Source organism: Amycolatopsis sp. NPDC000009, assembly GCF_055563465.1.
In genome coordinates this window covers 709,136-726,337 of sequence record NZ_JBVHDI010000003.1, presented here as the reverse complement: position 1 = coordinate 726,337, position 17,202 = coordinate 709,136, and the positions used below count along the sequence as shown (strand labels likewise).

Here is a 17,202-nt window from a genome sequence, read left to right as displayed (position 1 = left end):
TACACCCCCCCCCCCCCCCCCCCCCCCCCCCCCCCCCCCCCCCCCGCGCGCGCCCCCCCCCCCCCCCCCCCCCCCCCCCCCCCCCCGCCCCCCGTAGCCGCCTGAAGGGACATCGTTTCGATGAACACCGCTGTGTTCGCCGCGATCGCGGTGTGCGCCCGCGAGGGTCTGCGCGCCTACGGCACCTTCCCAACGCGCGGCGACGCGACCCTCGCCGCGCAGTGGCTCACCACCGAGGACACCTTCGCGCGCGCGATCGCGTTGCACCCGCCGGAGACGGACCCGATCACCACCCATGCCATCGCCCCGATGACCGGTGACGTCATCGAACTGCCCGATCCGGTGGCCGACACCCTCACCGTGCACGACCACCGTCCGCCACTATCCTCTATGGACGAAGTGGTGGTGTCGATGATGGTCGACCCGCCCGCCCGCCGGTTGGCGCTGTTCGTCGGCCCGTTCGCCACTACCACGCACGCGCGATCGTGGATCGAGACTGCGGTCGGCGCCGGGCGGTCGGGCAGCTACCGCGCTCGGCTGCGGATCCACCCGTTGCGCCGCACCGACTCCGGATCGGTACCGGCGGTGTGGCGGGGGCCGGATCCCGAGTCGCTTGCCGTCGAGGGGGTGCCGTCACGATGACCGAGCGGCTCACGCCCAGCCCGCCATGCCACCCACGTCCACCCGCAATCTCGCCGCACCGCGAACGGACGAGGTGCTCGGCGACGACGCCGCCGTCCCGATGCAAGTCCACAGTGGACGTGTCGTTGTGACAGGGAACGCTCTTCCGCGCATGACACCGGGCGCCGCCTGCCGCGTGTCCGGCCAGGACGCGGTGCGGGCGGTGCTCGCCGCCTTCTACCAGCCACACTGGACGGCACCCGTTCCGGGCGACCCCGGCGTGCTTCGCTACCGTCGAGGCGAGTGCGAACTCCACGTCCGTGCCGACGGTCTGGTGTGTTTCGTCGCCTTCAGCTGCCGCGCTAACACCCGCCGTCCGCCGCCGTCCAGACGGACCTCGTCGCCACTGCGGCGTCGACGACGAGGCGGTGGTGCCGGGACAGTCTGGCCCACCACCTGGCGCGAGCTGCGTGCCAAACTGGAAGCGGCCGGATGCGAGTTGAGTCGTCGCAGAAAGCATTGGTGCGTCAAGCTTCCCGACGGCCGCACCTACACTTTCCCGGGTACTGCCTCGGACCACCGTAGCTTGCGTAACACTATCCGCGACCTGAGCAAACTCGGCATCGACCTTCGGCGCTCGACCGGGCATCGGCAGCGGCGCGCGACAGACTGAACCGGTCGGCCCGGCTCACCGGCATCCGCCGAACGGCGCCGTGATCGCACGACGCGGGTGGTGCCGGAGCCGGACCGGGCGGTGTTACTTCGGGCCGCACAACGGTGGTGCGTTCTGCTGCCGGTAGAAGACGACCGGGTCGGTGGGCTGACCGCCGGGCTCGACTTGGAAGTGCAGGTGCGGGCCGGTGGATTCGCCGCGGTTGCCGACTTCGGCGATGGGCTGTCCGGCCTGCACGGGCTGGCCGACGGTGACGAGGTTGCGGTTGTTGTGCCCGTAGGTGGTGATCACGCCTGCGGCGTGTTCGATACGGATCCAGAGGCCGTAGCCGCTGGCGGGGCCGGAGGCGATCACCCGGCCGCCGCTGGCGGCGACGATCGGGGTGCCGATCGGCGCGGCGATGTCCTGCCCATTGTGGAATTCCCTGCCTCTCGGTCCGAAGCCCGAGCTGCAGCGGCCCGCGACCGGGACGACCCACCCCGTGTTGTTCGGCGACGGTGAGGTCGGGGCGCAGGACACGCCGGTCAGCGCGCTGACGATCCGCTGTGCGGCCTGGTCGTACAGGGCATATCGGTCTGGGAATCCGCTGCGTTGCACGGCTTGCGCGGCCGGGGCGAGCGCCATGTGTTGCCAGTTCGGTAGCGCGAGCAGGTGCTGGTAGAACTTGGTGGCGGCGTAGACGGGGTCGAGAATCTGCGCACGGGTACCCCACCCCATCGACGGTCGCTGCTGGAACAATCCCAGCGAGTCCCGATCTCCGTAGTCGAGGTTGTGGAGCTTGGACTCGGTGATCGCTGCCGCGATCGCGATCACCCACCCGTATCCGGGTACCCGCATCTGTTTGCCGACAGCGACGATGGTAGCGGCGTTGGCGATCTGGTCGGGGCCGTATCCGGCCACGCTCCCGGTCGGCGCACCGGTCGTGGTGCAGGTGAGAGAGCCGCCTGCGCCGCCTGTGCCGTTGGCGCCGTCAGTGCCCAGGATCGCGCCGAGGCTGGCGGAGAGGAACAGCACCGGTGTGAGGGTCACGCACCCGGCGGTGACGGCGAGTTTGACGGCGGGTTTCACCCGGTCCTCCCTTCAGCGGTGGGTGGGTGCCTTGGGGCTTTAGCGCGCGGGATCTTGTGTTCGGGCGAGATCGGCCAGGCGCTGGCGCTGGTTGCCGTGCAGGGGCAGCCACACGGGGCCTCCGGGGTCGCGCAGGGCGTCGGCGTGGGTGGTGGCGATGCGCCAGCCGACGTCTCCGGCGGCGATGCCGGGGCCGGTGGTGTCGGTGGCGGTGAGTCGTTCGCGGAGGTGGGTTTCGCGCGCGGGGGTGGGCAGGCCGAACAGCACCCAGAAGCCGTGGCGTTGTTGGATTTTGCGGGCGGGCTGGGGGCCGCCCGCGTGTGCGAGTTCGGCGTAGCCGTCGAGTTTCTCGACCACGCGGGTGAGTGGTTCGCTGCCGGTGTCGTGTTCGTAGCAGCCCACGAGCTGTGCACCGTTTTCGCGGTAGACGATCAGCGCGTCCGGGCGGGCCAGGCCGCCGCAGTCGGCGGCGGCGGAACGTTCGCCGTGCCACAAGCGCAGCTCCGCATCCTCGTGGCGGCGGGCGTGTGCGGTCAGGGCGGCGAGTACGTCGTTGATGCCGAGCAGGTGGGCCAGTCTCGGGTTGGTGGCCAGCCGGAGCACCTGTTCGCGCACGGTGTTCGGTCGGGGCGGGGCCTGGCCGCGCATGGCGGCGAGCACGCCGTGTCCGGCGATGCCGAGGGTGTAGCGCCAGCCGGTGAGGGCGCCGTCGCCGCGGGGGTGGCGGAACCGGTCGAGCACGTGCCAGTGCCACAACGCCAGCAGGCGTCGTTGTGCCCGGTTGAGGTTCGGATAGGACAGCAGGTCGGCGACGTGGGCGCTGGTGAGCACGCGGTGCTCGTCCAGCAGCGACAACAGGGTCCGGTCGCGTTCGGTCAGTCGCGAGGCCAGCTCGACCGGGTCGGCGACCGAGCCGCGGTGGCGGTGTCGGCGAGTCCGCCCGGTGTGCGCGGCCGTGGAGTTCTCGTCGTTGTCGGGCATGGGAACGGTGCCTCCGATCACGAGCGGGTATAGAGGTGAAAGACGACCCGCGGGGGTGGGTCAGTCGAGGTCGTCGTCGTGGTCGAGTCCGGCATCCAGCTCGGTCCTGGGGGCGCGGGTGGCGAACACGCGGCGGCTGCGGGCTCGGTCGCGGGTCGCGCGATCGATGCCATGAGCGCGGGCCGCCGCGCGGAGTTCGTCGGCGCGGCCGTCGATGACCGGCGGCGGTGGGAGAGTGCGCAGGGTGAAGCCGGGGGTGTCGCGGTTGTCGACCGAGAGCCGGACCGCGGCCTGGTAGCGGGCCAGCCGGGCGAGGTCGCCCGCGTCGAGGTGCGGGCCGACGTGCGCGGCGAGGTGCCGGGCGTCGTCCGGGCTCACCCCGAAGAACAACTTATTGCGAGCGTTGGCATCCAACGCTTTCGCCAAGGCGGGGGTGAGCTGGTCGAGGTGCTGGTGCGCGAGCACCCACCCGACGTGATACCCCCGGGACTCGGCCAGCGCGTCACCGAGCGGGGTAGGCAAGTTAAGAAAGTTCTGTGCCTCATCGATCAGGATGGTCGCGTCGGCACGGCTGTGCTCGGGCTGGTGCGAGCGCCCGATCGCGGCCTGCCAGAGCGAGGCCACCAGCAGCGACCCGACCAGCCTTGCGGAGTCCTCGCCCAGCTCGCCTTTCGGGAGCCGGGCGAGCAGGATCCCGCCGTCGAGAATGTCGGCCGGGTCGAACGAACTCGTTGCGGTGCCGAACAGGTCCGCGACGAACCGGCGGGCGGTGACCGCGCGCAGCTTGGACAGCACCGGACCGGCCTGCGCCGCCGCGGCCGAGGGAGTGAGCTTGTCGTAGGCGGCCCAGAACGCCCCGATCCCGGCAGGGTCTTCCCGCTTGATCCGGCGGGTGGCCTCCCGCCGATACCGGGTGTTGGTCAGCAGCAACGGAATATCCGCCAGCGTCGAGCCAGGGCGCCGGGTGAGCGTGAACGCCGCGGCGCGCAGCGTGTCTTCCACTCGGGGTCCCCACCACGCGGAGTAGATGCGGTGCAAAGTGGACACCAGGTGCTCGGCGACGGTCTCGCCGCCGAGCCCGGCCGGATCCAGCACGTTGAGCGCAGGAGGTGCCTGGGTCTCGTCGGGGTCGATGAGGACGAGCCGCTCGCCGGCATCTTCAGGCATCCGGTCGAGCAGGTCACGGATGAGATCGCCGCGCGGCTCGATCACCGCAACCCCGCGCCCGGCCTCGATATCGGCGAGAGCGAGTCGCAGCAGCTCGGTCGACTTTCCTTTCCCAGTGGTCCCGGCGATATGGAGATGGTGGCGAGCATCGACAACGGGCAGCACGACCCGGCGTGCTGGCCCGGCGTCGGTGACCCCGAGCGGCTTCGGCGTCCTTCGACGCCGGTCATGTCCCGGACGTAGCGTGAGCCGGGCCGGGCCGGGCGTCGCTGCGGCGTCGGTGTTGCCCTGAGTAGGTGAGGGTTTCTTGTGTGTGGGCAACGAAGAATCTCCTCTCGCCGCGGTGCTCAGAGGCGCCGGGTGGTGTGGGGTGGCGCGGGAACGCTGCGGGCCTGGCCGCTCGACAGTGCGTCGGTGCGGGCGGGCAAGTGCGCCAGCGCGGCCAGCTCCCCGGCAGAGAGCAGCGCGCCGCGCCGCATCCGCCGGGCGCCGATCACCGCGCGCGGCTTGGACAGGCGGTGCCGGGCCAGGGCATTACGACCAGCCAGCAGGGCAAAGACACCGAAGAGGGCGTCGGCCAGACCACGGACACGGTCGGCGGCCTGCTGGCCGTGGGCGGTGGTGGCGGTGTAGTAGCGGAGCCCGACTTCCCACTGCGGCTGGAGTTTCTTCGCCCGGATCTCGCGCAGTTCCTCGGTCTGCTGCGGGTCCAGCCGCCGCGGCACCCGGTCGCTGGTGCCGTGCGTGGTGGCGGTGGACTTGCTGCCAGTGATGATCTCCATCAGTTCGCGCACCAGCACCGAGACGAAGCTGGCCAGCGCGGAACGGCGACCCGGGCGCCCGTGGTGCAACCGGTCCACGGTCCGCCGGTAGCGGCGTAACCGCCGTCCGACCGCGGGCCGCGCGAGAATCTGCACCACTGCGGACTCTCCCTCGGTGAGCTGCCCGGCCACGGCCTCCAACGCCCGCAAGGGGTCGGCGGATTCGTCGCGGGGATCGGGCACTCGCAGCGGCAGGTGCTCCGGCCGTTCCGGGCGCACGATCCCCCCGGTGACCACCAGCCCCGCCCGCGGCGCGGGCTCCGCCTCAGCGTCGCTGGACGAGGCTTGCCCGTTGGTGGGGCGGTCCAGGACGAGGGTGCCGGGCCAGGCTGCGCGGAGGGCGGCGTCGATGCGGCTGGTCGGCACCGGACCCGGCAGCCACAAGCAGACGGCGAGATCCTCGCCCGCGGCCAGGTGGTACTCGATCGCCAGGTGCGGGATCCCGGCGACGAGCCGTTTCCAGCGAGGTGGGGCCAAGCTGGGCAGGTCCCACCACAACCGGCGCGCTCCGGCGAGCGCGGCGGCCGGGTCGAGTCCGGCCGGGGGCAGCACGGTCACCAGCCGGGCGCCGTCATACCAGCGGCGCCGCGCCGCCCGCCGCAACCGCAGCACGACCGCGACGCCGAGGGCAAGGAGAAAGGCGACCACGATCACCCACGCGAGATGCTGGGTGACCCAGGTGCGGGCGCCGTCCCAGACGGCGGTGAGTGTCGTGAGGAGTTTGGTGGCGGGGTTCGGGATTGAGGCGGGCATGGTCGAATCAGTGCTCATGGTTCGAGGTCGTCCTCGTCGTCGGCCGGGATTCCTGCCAGGAACTCCGGGGAAGTGGTGATCAGTTCGTCCTCGGCGTCGGAGGCCAGGGCGTGAAAGGCCACCCGGCTGGTGCCCGAGAGCAACAGCGCCTCGCCGAGCCCCGCAGCCAGCAGATAAGCCCGTTCCCCATCGGAGAGATGGAAGGCATCGGCGATGGCGTCGATGGCCTGCGTGGCCTGTCGCAACAGGACTTGTGTCGAGGCGTTGGCCACGATCGCTTTACCCAGATCACTGGAGAGCACGTCACCGGCGTCTTGGGACACGAACGCGAGCGCGGCCCAGTACTTGCGCGCTGATTTCGCCAGCCGGTAGAGGAACTTCGCCGCTTCGGGCTGGTGCATCAGCAGCCATGCCTCGTCCACGATCACCAACCGGCGGCGGCGGTGGTGCGGGTCGAGCACGCGGCGCCAGACGGCGTCCAGCGCGATGAGCGTGCCCACCGACTTGAGCTCGTCGGGCAGGTCCCGCAACGAGATCGCCACCAGGTGCCCGTCCGGCGTGGTTGTGGTCGGCCCGTCGAACAAGCCGGAGAACGATCCCGACACATACGGCGTGAGGCGCGCGGCCAGGTCTGTACCGGCCGAGTCACCGCTGGTGGTGAGCACGTCGGCGAGGTCGGCCAGTACCGGTGCGGGCCTGTTCCAGGTGCGGCGGTCGGCGGTGATGCCGACCCTGGCGTAGGTGGCGGTGACGGCGCGGTCGAGTACTGCGGTCTCCTGTGGCGACAACGGCTCGGCGAGCATCACCGCGAGGAGCGTGTGGATGAACAGCGACCGGCGGGTCAATGCGTCCGGTAGTTTCTGCGCGCCCGGGGGAAGGTCGAAGGGGTTCAACCGCACACCCGGTGCGCCCAGGTGCAGATAGGTGCCGCCGACGGCCGTGGTGAGGCGCTGGTATTCGTCTTCGGGGTCGATGACGAATACCTGCACCGCGACCTCGCCCTCCGGGGTGGGCCGGTGCGGGTCGGGGTAGAGCGAGCGCAGCGCTTCGAGCTTGGTGAAGTACGACTTCCCGGCGCCGCTGCGGGCGAGTGTGACGGAGTTGTAGTTGTCCTGGCTCCAGCGGTCCCACAACACCAGCCCGTTGGAGCTGGCGTTGACCCCGTACAACCGGCCAGTCAACGGCGCATGCGGTGACGGATCGGCCGCAGGCAAATCCGGGGACGTGAAAGGAAAACTCGCGGCGAGAGCGGGAGTGTCGAGGGTGCGGTGCATGCCAAGCAGGTCCACCCCGAGCGGCAGGGTAGAGGTCCAGCCCTGCACCGACCGCCACGACGCAGGCTGCGCGTCCAGCAACAGACTCGAGGCCAGTGACCGCACTTCGGCGACCTCGGCCTCGAGATCTTCCGCGGTCGTGGAGTGCACGGTCAGGTACAGCCCGACACGGAACATTTTCGATTCGCCGCGGGCGAGGGCGAAGGCCATGTCGGCGGCGTCGGCTGCGGCGGCTTCGGTCTCCGGGTCGTCGAGCTTGCCCTTCTCCGCCGAGGACCGGCGGGCGGATTCCAGGCGGCCTTGCTGGCGGCGCAGCCGCTTCGCCGCGACCGCCGGGTTGACCGGATCGATGTGCAGCGCGACGTCTACCCGGCCTGGATACGACAGCAGCGGCTCGAGCCACCCGGCGCCGACCTCGGCCGGATATCCGGTGACTGCGAGGGTGGCGGTATAGCCGTCGCCGACGCGCAGCCACCGCGGACCGACCTCGATCGCATCCGGACCGGCCACCGCGCCAGCACCGGTCCTGGCCGAGCCGGAAGTGGAGGTGCGGCCGAGGATGCGGTTGGCGCCGCGCCGCAGCACTTTCATCGTGCTCATCGGTTAGACCTCCACGTCGTCGGTGCTGGGTTCGTGTAGGGCTGGTTGTGCGGTGACGACGCCGGAGGCGGTGCCCGCGCGGGTGGCGTGCGGGCCGCCGTTGGGGTCGGCGGCTGCGCCGAGCACGGCGTGGGTTGCTGCGCCGTCGAGCGGGGCGACGACGACTTCGCAGCTCCGCAGCGCACGGGCGGCTTCGCTCGCGCGCCGCGCGACGGTCTGCGCCGCGCTCGCATCACGGCCACGGTGTCCGCTGGCCGGTTGGCGGAGCACGACGGTGACGTGGCGCCGCAACAGATCCCGGCTGGCCGACAACTCGTGCAGGAACTCCACGTGCCCGCGGCAGGCTTGCTCCAGTGCGGGGTGTGGGAGTCCGCCGGCCTCGTCGGCGAGCACGTCGAGGTAGGGCTCAAGGTCGAGGCGCTGGGCGCGGACGACGATCTGCACCGGACCCGACAGCGAGTGCAGCCAGCGGGAGAATCCCGCGATGAGGCTGTTCTGCTCACCGGCGGTGCGCAGCCCGAAGTTCACCGTGGAGCAAGCCGCGGCGTGCGCGGTGCCTTGCTCGCCGAGATCGATCGCACCCTCGGCCGAGATCGCCTCCGCCGGAAGCCGCAGGGGCGCGGGCAGCGGTCCGGCCTTGACTCCGACCCAGGCGGGAGCGTCGGGCACGGTGTCGCCGCGCACGCTGTGGGCGGGCACCAGTCGTGTCGGGCTCAGCCGTTGCCTGAGCGCGGCCAGCAGCCACGCGTCCAGCGTGAGGCTGTCGCGGCGCATGGTCACCAGCGCGAACGCGGCCCCGCCGATCGGGATTGCCACCGCGGCGAACATCACCGGCGGCACTACCGTGTGGATGAGCTGGTAGGTGCCCCACAGCAGCAGCCCGGTGACGCCGAGGATCGCGGCCTGCCGGGCGGTCAACCCGAACACGATCTTGTCCGGCTTCTCCACATCGGCGGGCACTCGCGCCGACATCGGAACCTCGTCATCACTGCGCATCAGCGACCTCCTCCTTTCTTCGGGTTACGGGGTGTGGGCTTCGCCGTCCCGGCCCGGGGTGCGCGTGGCTGTTTCCGCGCACCTGGCGACGACGGAGCGGCGCCGGGCGCCTGAAAGGTGGGCGTGTGCACCGGCGGCGTGGTGACCGGCGTGCGGCGCGCGGTTGTCCCGGTGGCACGGGGCGGAGTGCGCGCCATGGTCCGGTCCCGCGCTTGGCTCGCGGTCGCCGGACGCGGCGGCCGCGCTGCCGCCGACGCCCGGGTGCCTGCGGTGGTTGGCGGCGGCCCTGAATGACTGCGGGGGTCGGGCGAACCCCAGCGGGTGGACTCGATCGGCGGCGCCACCCTCACCCCGGCCGGGATGCTTGGCATCGGCGCGGGCACGGACGCGCCGGAGACAGGAGTGAACCCGCCATCGCTCAGTGGTTGCTTGCGTTCGCGTGCGGCTGCGCGGGCATCGCGTGCCATGCGTGCGGGCGCGGCCCACGCGCGGGTCGCACGCTCCCGGGCCGCCCGCGCGGCACCGTGGGCCATCCGCTGCGCACCCGTCCCAGACGCTGCACCGCCGCCCCGGCGAGGCACCGCACCGCCGGGGCGAGAACCGGTTGGACCACGCCCCCGCGGTCGGGTGGACGCCCCTCCGGTGCCGCGGCGACCGAATGTGCCGCGGGCGGCGGAGGCGCCCGCGGCTTTGCCGACGCCGAGCATTCCGAGGCCCTTGGCCAGCAGTGCGTACTTCACGATCGAGGCGATCGTCGAACGCCCACCGAGGCCGACCTGCTGCATCACCCAGGACGGAATCTTGACCAAGATGAACAGCAGCACCACGGAGATGACGAGGTTCATCAGGCCGCCCGAGACACCGAGCAGATCGGTGGTGGCGGGGCCGGAGGTGCCCTGAACGAAGAACAGCTTCACGAACACGACCAGCGTGATCGCCTGTAGTACCTGGATCGCCAGCACACCGAACAGCGCCCGCCACCACAGCTTGGCGATGCCCTCGGTATAGGGCGAGGCGTGACACACCAAAGCGAGTGGCCCGGCCACGACGATGACGATCGTGATCGTCAGGCGCAGCACGTAGAGCGCGAGCAGGACGACGGCGAGGATCAGCACGACGAGCGAGACCAGGATCATGAAGATCCCGCCCTGTTCGAGCTGCCGGTGGATCTCGTCTTTCACACCGGTGGTGATGCCGCCGGACGAGTCGCCGGCCAGGATCCCGGTCGCGATCCCGTTGACGAAGTTGATCGCGAGACCGATCAGCGACAGCGAGGCGTTGACGGCGATGAAGCCGACCACGATCCGCGGCAGCGTCTCCTTGATCGTGACCCGGGTTTGCAGCGTCTCGTGCGAGGCGACCACGATCCCGCCGACGACGACGAACAGGATGAACAGCGAGTTCGCGACCCAGCGGGTGATGTCCCACAGCTGCGAGATCTGCGGGTTGCCCGCCAGGTCCGGGGTGGTCATCGAGGTCCGGCCGACCAGGTCGAGCACCGGGTCCATCGCCGAGGTGACCAGGTCGGTGAACCACTCGTCGATCGCCTGCCCGGCCTTGCACACCACGTCGAGCCACCCGCAATCGGTGGCCCCGGCCTGCGGCTGCGGCCCCTGCTGTGGTGCGGGCGGTGCGGGTGTCACCGGATGGCCGGGGTCGACCTGAATCGGTGGCGGCTGTGGCGGGCTCGACGGCGCGGGAGTCGGCGGGTTCCAGGTCGGCAGCGGCTGCCCCGGCGTCGGCGGCGGTGGCAACTCGCTGGGCCACCCCGGGTCCGGATTCGTCGGCAGCGGCAACGGCGGGTTCGGCGTGGTTGTCGGTGCCTGCGGGAACTGGATTTCCGGTCCCGGGTTGGAGCCGGTAGGCAGCGGCAGCACGGGTGGCTGCGCGTGCGCGTGCCCGGCCGAGGCACCCAGTAGTGCGGCGACGAAAGCACACACGAGCCCAGCCAGGACAGCGGTGCGCAGCCGGGCGGCGATGCGCCGCACCGGAGGCTCGGACGGACTGGTGGCTGGTGCGCAGAGGGTCGTCATCGGTCAGCCCACCAGGCTCTTGAGGACAGTGACGATGACCGGCGCGAGCATGGCCAGGCCGTAGCCGATCGCGGCGTTACGCAAACTCTTCTTCGCCCGCTCGACCTCGCCCGGATCCCCGTCCGCGGCGAGGTACCGGACGCCGCCGATGGTCAGGAACAGCGTGGCCAGACCGACCAGCAGACCGATCAGGAATTTGCGCAGGTTGTCGATGACCTGGTCCAGCGAGCCGGGCGGCGCGGCGACGACGAGCGTGTCGGCCGACGCGGGAGTCACCGCGACGAACAACAGGACCCCGGCACCAGTGAGGACGGTGACGGCACGTAACCGCCGTGCAGACGAGGCGCGTGGATGGCGTGGCGATCGCAGAGACATCCAGGATCCCTCCCGAGGACACCGGTAGCGGGTGGGCGAGGTGGAGGTGAGGGGAACCAGGGAGCCGGTCACCGGCCCCGCGGCCTGCTGCGCCCGACAGAGACGGCGGTGGCGGACCGCTGTCGCGGTGCGCGTGTGCCCGGTTCTCGACCTGATTCCCCTCACATTGTTCTAAAGGGGGTTTTCAGGCCGATTTTTTGCACGCGGGGTCCCGGCTTTGTTCGCGGATCTTCCGCTTTTTGGTGCGCCTGGCGTCGAGCCAGGAAATGAGCGCGGACTCGGCCTTTTTCCGGGCGCGGAAAACCCGGAAATACGACTCGCCCAGTTCGTCCGCGGCCTCGTACAGGCGCATGTCCTCGAGGCGGGTTGACAGGATCAGAGAGGCTTCCGCCTCGGTGAGTGCTCCGTCGCGCACCGCCTCGGCGAGCACCAGATCTTCGTGTCCCTGATCGGGCTGGCGTGGCTCGAGCGACTCCCACTGCGGCCTAGTGCGGGTGGCGTAGTCCCACTCGGCCGCGCGCACCGCGGCCCCGGCGATCTGGGCTTCCCGCACCAGCCTCCTGGCCAACGTTCCCGCGTCCGGGTCGATCGTCTTGAGCCGCGCGGTGAACCCCGCCAGCACCTCGGAGTCGATGTCGTCAGGATCGCCGGTGTAGTCCTTCATCAGCTTCCCGGCGGCCTTGCGCAGACCGGGCAGCGCGACGCCGACCGCGCCGAGCACCCATGCCGGGCCGTCGGTCTGGGCGGCGATCACCAGCTGGCGCCACACCGCCTCCCGTGCGGCCTTCGGGGTCGCTCGAGCCAGCAGGACATCGCGCAGCTCGACCAACGGCACCCGTCGTCGCGGAAGCCCGTGCCCGATCGGGGCGCAGTCGAGGGCGAGCGGGCTCGGGCCGGTGCACAACAGTTGGAACGCCGACTCCGCGGCGTTCATTGCCGAGGCGAACTCGACCGGCTCAGCGCTCGTGTGGCGAGCGCGGCGGTCGACACGCGATGGCCCGGGGCGTGGGGCGTCCGGCGGTGGTGTGATCGGCATCGTGGGACTCCCTTGTGCGAGCCGATCCACTCGAGACAGCGGGCGGGAACGGCGTGGACGTGACGCCGTCCATGCCGCCAGAGGCCGCTTGCGCAAACCTTCCCTGTTGATCTTGAAATCAGTGGTGTAAGAAATCCGCAAGGGGGTCACCCTGACTGCTGTGTACCCGTACTCAGTCGGACGCAGATACCGTCTGACCTGGGGTGCAATGAATCCGTAAGGGGTGCGTCGCGCGGTGCCCGCCCGCGCCAGCAGCTCCGCGAAAAGATCTTCACTATCCCCGGTCGTCGCGCCGCTTGCGAACCGGTTGCACGCGTATGCGGGCAAGGGCGGGCTGCGGCGAACGGGTGCCGCGGGTGGCCAGGCGCGGGGGCGTCAACGCTGCCCGACGCGACCGCTCGCCCGGCACCCTGCGGTCGCGTCGGGCAGCGTTGTCGGTCGAGCCGGTGAACTGCGCCGCGATGAGTGCCCGGCGGGCACCGCACACGAGCCTCCGGCGCGGCCGACGCTGCGCCGCTTCCGACCGCGTGCGCGGCTATGACGACGGTGTGACGCTGCCCATGCCAGCACCCCCAGGTCCCCGCGGTCGGCGCACCCGCGGAGCCGCTATGCACTGCGCCGCTCCGTCGGGTGTCGGCAACCGGACGACCCTGGCAGACGTTCTACGCGCAGCACGGGGCCCCACGTGTTACCCGGAGGCGTTGCGTCCAGGCCCGCTCCTCGGGTGTACACCGCATGGGTGCGAGCGCTCCGCGTGCGTCGCGTTGAACTCGCACCGGTGCCGGAGGTAGTCGATCGTGGTCGAGCCTGGCGCGGTCATCGACCTGGCCGCGCTGGCGCGCACCGGCCGGGCCGCGGCGTGTAGATGGCCGGGTTCGACGCTCCACCGCACGCCGCCGACACATCACTGCTGCCCGCCGACCACGATGCGGTCAACGCCTCGTGCCGCGCGGGCGCAACGTCCTCCGGTCTCGATCGCCGGGGCGGTCGGCAACGACCGCGATGACACGAGCAAGCGAGCGGGTAAGGGCACCGCCGCACGGGAACACCACGCCGACCTCGGGACTTCGCGGCGCGAGAAAAAAGTTGGGGCTCGTCTGCAAAATCCGACACGAAAAACCCCCTTTAGAACAATGTACGAGCCCGCAACCGCGAATTGCGAGGATACTTCACAATGAGCGTTATTCCCATCACTTCGGAATCCGCAACTGAAATCGACGCGCACCCGCATCCACGGTCGCGGAAAAGCGCGTCCGTGCCGCTGGGAATCTGGTTGTGCGCACCCGCCCCGGCCGACGAGCACGGCCTGCCGCCGCTGATCGAGGGCCTCACCCGCAGCCTCGTCACCCAGGCCGTGACCGCCTTCACCACGCGCGGGAACACGGTCGCGGCGACCGGACCGGACGCCGCCCGGATCGCCGCCGTCGCCGACACGGTCGGCGACCGCCGAGTCCTCCGCGTCGACCCCGAGACTGTCACTATCGGTGGCCACCACGACCGGGTCGGCGGCGAGGCGCGCACCCCGGACCCCGGCTCGGTGGACCTCCTGCTGACCGCCGAGCTGCCCGCCCCGTGGATCGACACCGACGGCCAGCCATACCTCTCGTGGGCGCGGTGGCTGGCTCCCGGCGGGGTGCTCGCCGTGGCCACCCGCAACCCCGCCGGGGCGGGCCGGTTCGCCGACCACACCGGCGCGGTGGTCACCGCCGCCACCAACGCCGGGCTGTCCTACCTCCAGCACATCATCGCCGTGCTCGCCCACGTCCAGGGCGACCGGCTTCTCCTGTCGAGTCCGCCGGCCTCGGTGACCCTGCCCGCTGAGGCGGCGCACGCAGACGGGCACACCGATCTGCTCGTCTTCCACAACGACTTCGGAGCCGCCTGATGACTACCCACGAGTCGATTCGACAGGAAGTGCTGACTCGCGGCAGCGACACCCTCGTCGAGCTTCCGGTCACCGTGTGGCCGACCGCGCAGCAGCCCCCACGCACTCAGCGCGGTGACCGGTACGTGCCCGAGTCCACCGCGCACCCGGCGAAGATGCTGCCCGCCATCGTCCGCCACGCCATCGACACGTTCACCGCACCCGGCGACCTCGTGCTCGACCCCATGTGCGGGGTCGGCACCACCCTCGTCGAAGCCGTCCACAAAGGCCGCAACGCGCTCGGCATCGAGTACGAACAGCGGTGGGCGCAGGTCGCCGACGCCAACCTCACCCTCGCCGCCGACAACGACGCGACCGGCCGTGGCGAGGTCCACGTCGGCGACGCCCGCCAGGTACTGCCCGATCTCGCTGACCGCTACGCCGGGCGGGTCGGGTTGCTGGTGACCTCCCCGCCGTACGGGTCCAGCGTCCACGGCCAAGTGCACGCACCCGGGCACCGCCCGGTGCGCAAGCACGACAACCGGTACAGCCGCGATCGCGCGAACCTCGCGCACCGCAGCCTGCCGATGCTGCTGCGCGGATTCACCGACATCCTGCGCCGTGCCGTCCCCTTGCTGCAGCCCGGTGGGGTCGTCGCCATCACCACCCGGCCGTTCCGCGTCGATGGGGAACTCATCGACTTCCCGTCGCTCACGCTGGACGCCGCGATCAACGCCGGACTTGACCCCGTCCAGCGCTGCGTCGGGCTGCTGGCGGGACTGCGCGACGGCAAGCTCGTCCCGCGCTCGTCGTTCTTCCAGCTCGACTACGTCCGCAAGCTCCGCGACCGCGGCGTGCCCGCTTGGGTGATAGCGCACGAGGACATCTTGGTTCTCCGAGCGGGCCGCTCGAGTTCTGTCGCGGAGCAGCCGACGGTCATCTAGACAGGACGATACCTGTTCCGCCGATTCCCCTGCGCGTCGATATGACCGGCGCGCGGGGAGTCCGCATCCTCCGAATCGCCGCCGGTTAGGTGTCGCCTCTCGGTTACCCCTCAGCCGTGTATGAGCTCCCCGGAACGGGACGCCCGGCCGATCCAACCATCCATGAAGGACTCATGATGTGCGCGAAGGATGAGGGACCTCTGTCCGTCGAGGACTACATTCTGTCGACGATGTCGGCTGGCACTCCGCAGACAAGCCAGCAAGCCAAGAATCTTCCTGTTGCGACGCTGCTCGAACCCACTCAGAACGGCACGCTCTACTTCGTCGTGACGACGATCGACAGTCGTGGACGACTGGCAGACCGGTCGCCCCTACGTGTCCTCGGCTGGTCTCCAGACTGCACGATCAACATCACGATCGTGGGCCGCGCGGTCATCGTTGCTACACGGTCCGCCGGACCGGATGCCGTAACCCGCCAAGGCCACCTCCGACTACCCGCGCCAGTCCGCCATGCCTGCCGCCTCGGTACCGGCGCTCGTCTGCTCGTCGCGGCATCACCGGACCGTGACCTCCTGGCTGCCTACCCAGCTTCGTCCGTCGAAGCCAGCTTGCTGGCCTACCACAAGACCTTGCGCCATCGGGATGTGCGATGAACGACGCGGAGATCAGCGCGGCCCGCCTTCTGCTCGCTCGGCTCGGAGTAACGCCCGAAGAACTTCTCGCCGCACCCTCCGCCGCACGTCAGCCGATGCCGCTTATTCGTGACTACGTCAATCGTGTCTCCGCCGCCGTTCCCGCCGGAACCCGTCGCGTCTACAACACGTACTGGCGGCGGGTTGTGGAGGTGTGGGGAGATCGACGCATTGACGAGCCCACCCCACTGGAGATCAAGCAACTGGCAGAAGACGTCAGGCACCAGGTCGTGGTCCGCAAGAACTCACGAGGCGGACGCACCGCAGCCGAGCACCTGATCGCCTCCCTGCGCTGCCTGTACCAGCACGCCATTGCCGACGAACTGCTGAGCGAGAACGACAATCCCGCCAAGCGGGTCGCCAAGCCGCGAAGACTGGCCAGCACCCGGCGAGCCATACCCGACGCTCGACTGGCTGAAATCAACCACGCCGCGGGAACTACCGGCAACGATCCCGAACTCGACCTGCTCCTGTTGCGCCTGCACACTGAAACCGCATGCCGCCGCGGTGGCGCCCTCGCTCTCCGGAGACAAGACTTAGATCCGGACCAGTGCCTCGTCCGGCTACTGGAGAAGGGCGAAACCGTGCGCTGGCAGCCGGTCTCGCCCACACTGATGCGCCACTTGATCAACCACCAGGAACAGCGAGGAGACGGTGACTCGTCAGCGCAACTTCTGCGCTACCGCGACGGGCAGCCGATCAGCGCGAGGCGCTACGACCATCTGTGGCAACGCATCGGGAAACAGCTCCCTTGGGTTGCCACCCAGCAAGTCAGCACCCACTGGCTCCGGCACACCACCCTCACCTGGGTCGAACGCAACTTCGGTTACGCGGTCGCCCGCGCCTACGCCGGGCACGACGGCAAGAGCGACGCGGGAACGACGTCGACCTACGTCCGGGCCGACGTACACGAAGTCGCCGGCGCGCTCGCCGCGCTGACCGGAGAGCTACATCCGCTCGCTCCAGCGAGTGGGACTGGTCTCTAAGGACGGTCTTTTGTATCGGGACAAGCTTGGTATTACTGCGGCCGTCGTTGACGATCGCGAGGGACGGGCTTGTCCCCGCGGAGCACTCTCGGTGCAAGGCGCCGAACGCAGCATGCTGGCCGACAAGGTCGTCTTCCACAGCTGATGCCCGGTGGTTATGTGGACCGCACGCCAGAGGGATCAGACGCATTCAGCGGCGGCTTTCACGAACAAGCGACCACGAGCGCTGTTTGAGCCTAGCGCGTGATCAGTGGGTCGTCGGTAGAACTGGATGGCCAGCGTTGGCGGCTACACTGCCGACCCGCCTATTTGGGCAGG

14 protein-coding genes are annotated in these 17,202 nt (G+C 70.2%); 5 read left to right on the top strand and 9 right to left on the bottom strand.

All coding sequences use genetic code 11. From position 1 onward, the window contains the following. Positions 1-120: 120 nt before the first annotated feature. Complete coding sequence (locus tag ACZ3HL_RS13105) at positions 121-642, top strand: hypothetical protein (RefSeq protein ID WP_465530921.1); 522 nt, start codon at positions 121-123, stop codon at positions 640-642. A 736-nt stretch (positions 643-1,378) separates the two neighbouring features. On the opposite strand, the gene ACZ3HL_RS13100 is transcribed toward ACZ3HL_RS13105, so the two are convergent. From ACZ3HL_RS13100 to ACZ3HL_RS13060, 9 genes are all read right to left on the bottom strand, one after another. Further along, positions 1,379-2,362, bottom strand: a complete 984-nt coding sequence (locus ACZ3HL_RS13100; RefSeq protein ID WP_465530919.1) for a M23 family metallopeptidase — start codon at positions 2,360-2,362, stop codon at positions 1,379-1,381. A gap of 39 nt (positions 2,363-2,401) precedes the next feature. Next, positions 2,402-3,343, bottom strand: coding sequence for a replication-relaxation family protein (locus ACZ3HL_RS13095; RefSeq protein ID WP_465530917.1), 942 nt, complete (start codon positions 3,341-3,343; stop codon positions 2,402-2,404). Positions 3,344-3,403: 60 nt separating this feature from the next. Continuing rightward, the gene (locus ACZ3HL_RS13090) at positions 3,404-4,831 is read right to left on the bottom strand and encodes a type IV secretory system conjugative DNA transfer family protein (protein ID WP_465530915.1); all 1,428 of its coding nucleotides are present in this window, start codon (positions 4,829-4,831) and stop codon (positions 3,404-3,406) included. A gap of 26 nt (positions 4,832-4,857) precedes the next feature. Next, a complete protein-coding gene (locus tag ACZ3HL_RS13085; protein WP_465530913.1) occupies positions 4,858-6,102 on the bottom strand; it encodes a hypothetical protein in 1,245 nt (414 codons plus the stop codon). Next, positions 6,099-7,958, bottom strand: coding sequence for a VirB4 family type IV secretion system protein (locus ACZ3HL_RS13080; RefSeq protein WP_465530911.1), 1,860 nt, complete (start codon positions 7,956-7,958; stop codon positions 6,099-6,101). Before ACZ3HL_RS13080 ends, ACZ3HL_RS13085 begins: the two co-directional genes overlap by 4 nt. 3 nt (positions 7,959-7,961) lie before the next feature. Next, positions 7,962-8,954 (bottom strand): PrgI family protein, encoded by a 993-nt coding sequence (locus ACZ3HL_RS13075; RefSeq protein WP_465530909.1) that lies wholly within the window; start codon positions 8,952-8,954, stop codon positions 7,962-7,964. Next, complete coding sequence (locus ACZ3HL_RS13070; protein WP_465530907.1) at positions 8,954-10,987, bottom strand: hypothetical protein; 2,034 nt, start codon at positions 10,985-10,987, stop codon at positions 8,954-8,956. The genes ACZ3HL_RS13075 and ACZ3HL_RS13070 overlap by 1 nt, the downstream gene beginning before the upstream one ends. Before the next feature lie 3 nt (positions 10,988-10,990). After that, the gene (locus ACZ3HL_RS13065; protein ID WP_465530905.1) at positions 10,991-11,362 is read right to left on the bottom strand and encodes a pilin; all 372 of its coding nucleotides are present in this window, start codon (positions 11,360-11,362) and stop codon (positions 10,991-10,993) included. A 184-nt stretch (positions 11,363-11,546) separates the two neighbouring features. Beyond that, positions 11,547-12,296, bottom strand: a complete 750-nt coding sequence (locus ACZ3HL_RS13060; protein WP_465530903.1) for a sigma-70 RNA polymerase sigma factor region 4 domain-containing protein — start codon at positions 12,294-12,296, stop codon at positions 11,547-11,549. Positions 12,297-13,653: 1,357 nt separating this feature from the next. On the opposite strand from ACZ3HL_RS13060, the gene ACZ3HL_RS13055 reads away from it, so the two are divergent. From ACZ3HL_RS13055 to ACZ3HL_RS13040, 4 genes are all read left to right on the top strand, one after another. Next, complete coding sequence (locus ACZ3HL_RS13055; RefSeq protein ID WP_465530901.1) at positions 13,654-14,283, top strand: hypothetical protein; 630 nt, start codon at positions 13,654-13,656, stop codon at positions 14,281-14,283. Continuing rightward, a complete protein-coding gene (locus ACZ3HL_RS13050; protein ID WP_465530899.1) occupies positions 14,283-15,206 on the top strand; it encodes a TRM11 family SAM-dependent methyltransferase in 924 nt (307 codons plus the stop codon). The genes ACZ3HL_RS13055 and ACZ3HL_RS13050 overlap by 1 nt, the downstream gene beginning before the upstream one ends. Positions 15,207-15,322: 116 nt before the next feature. Then, positions 15,323-15,859, top strand: coding sequence for a hypothetical protein (locus tag ACZ3HL_RS13045; protein WP_465530897.1), 537 nt, complete (start codon positions 15,323-15,325; stop codon positions 15,857-15,859). Then, positions 15,856-16,884: a tyrosine-type recombinase/integrase gene (locus ACZ3HL_RS13040; RefSeq protein WP_465530895.1), complete on the top strand. Its 1,029-nt coding sequence runs from the start codon at positions 15,856-15,858 to the stop codon at positions 16,882-16,884. Before ACZ3HL_RS13045 ends, ACZ3HL_RS13040 begins: the two co-directional genes overlap by 4 nt. Positions 16,885-17,202 lie beyond the last annotated feature (318 nt).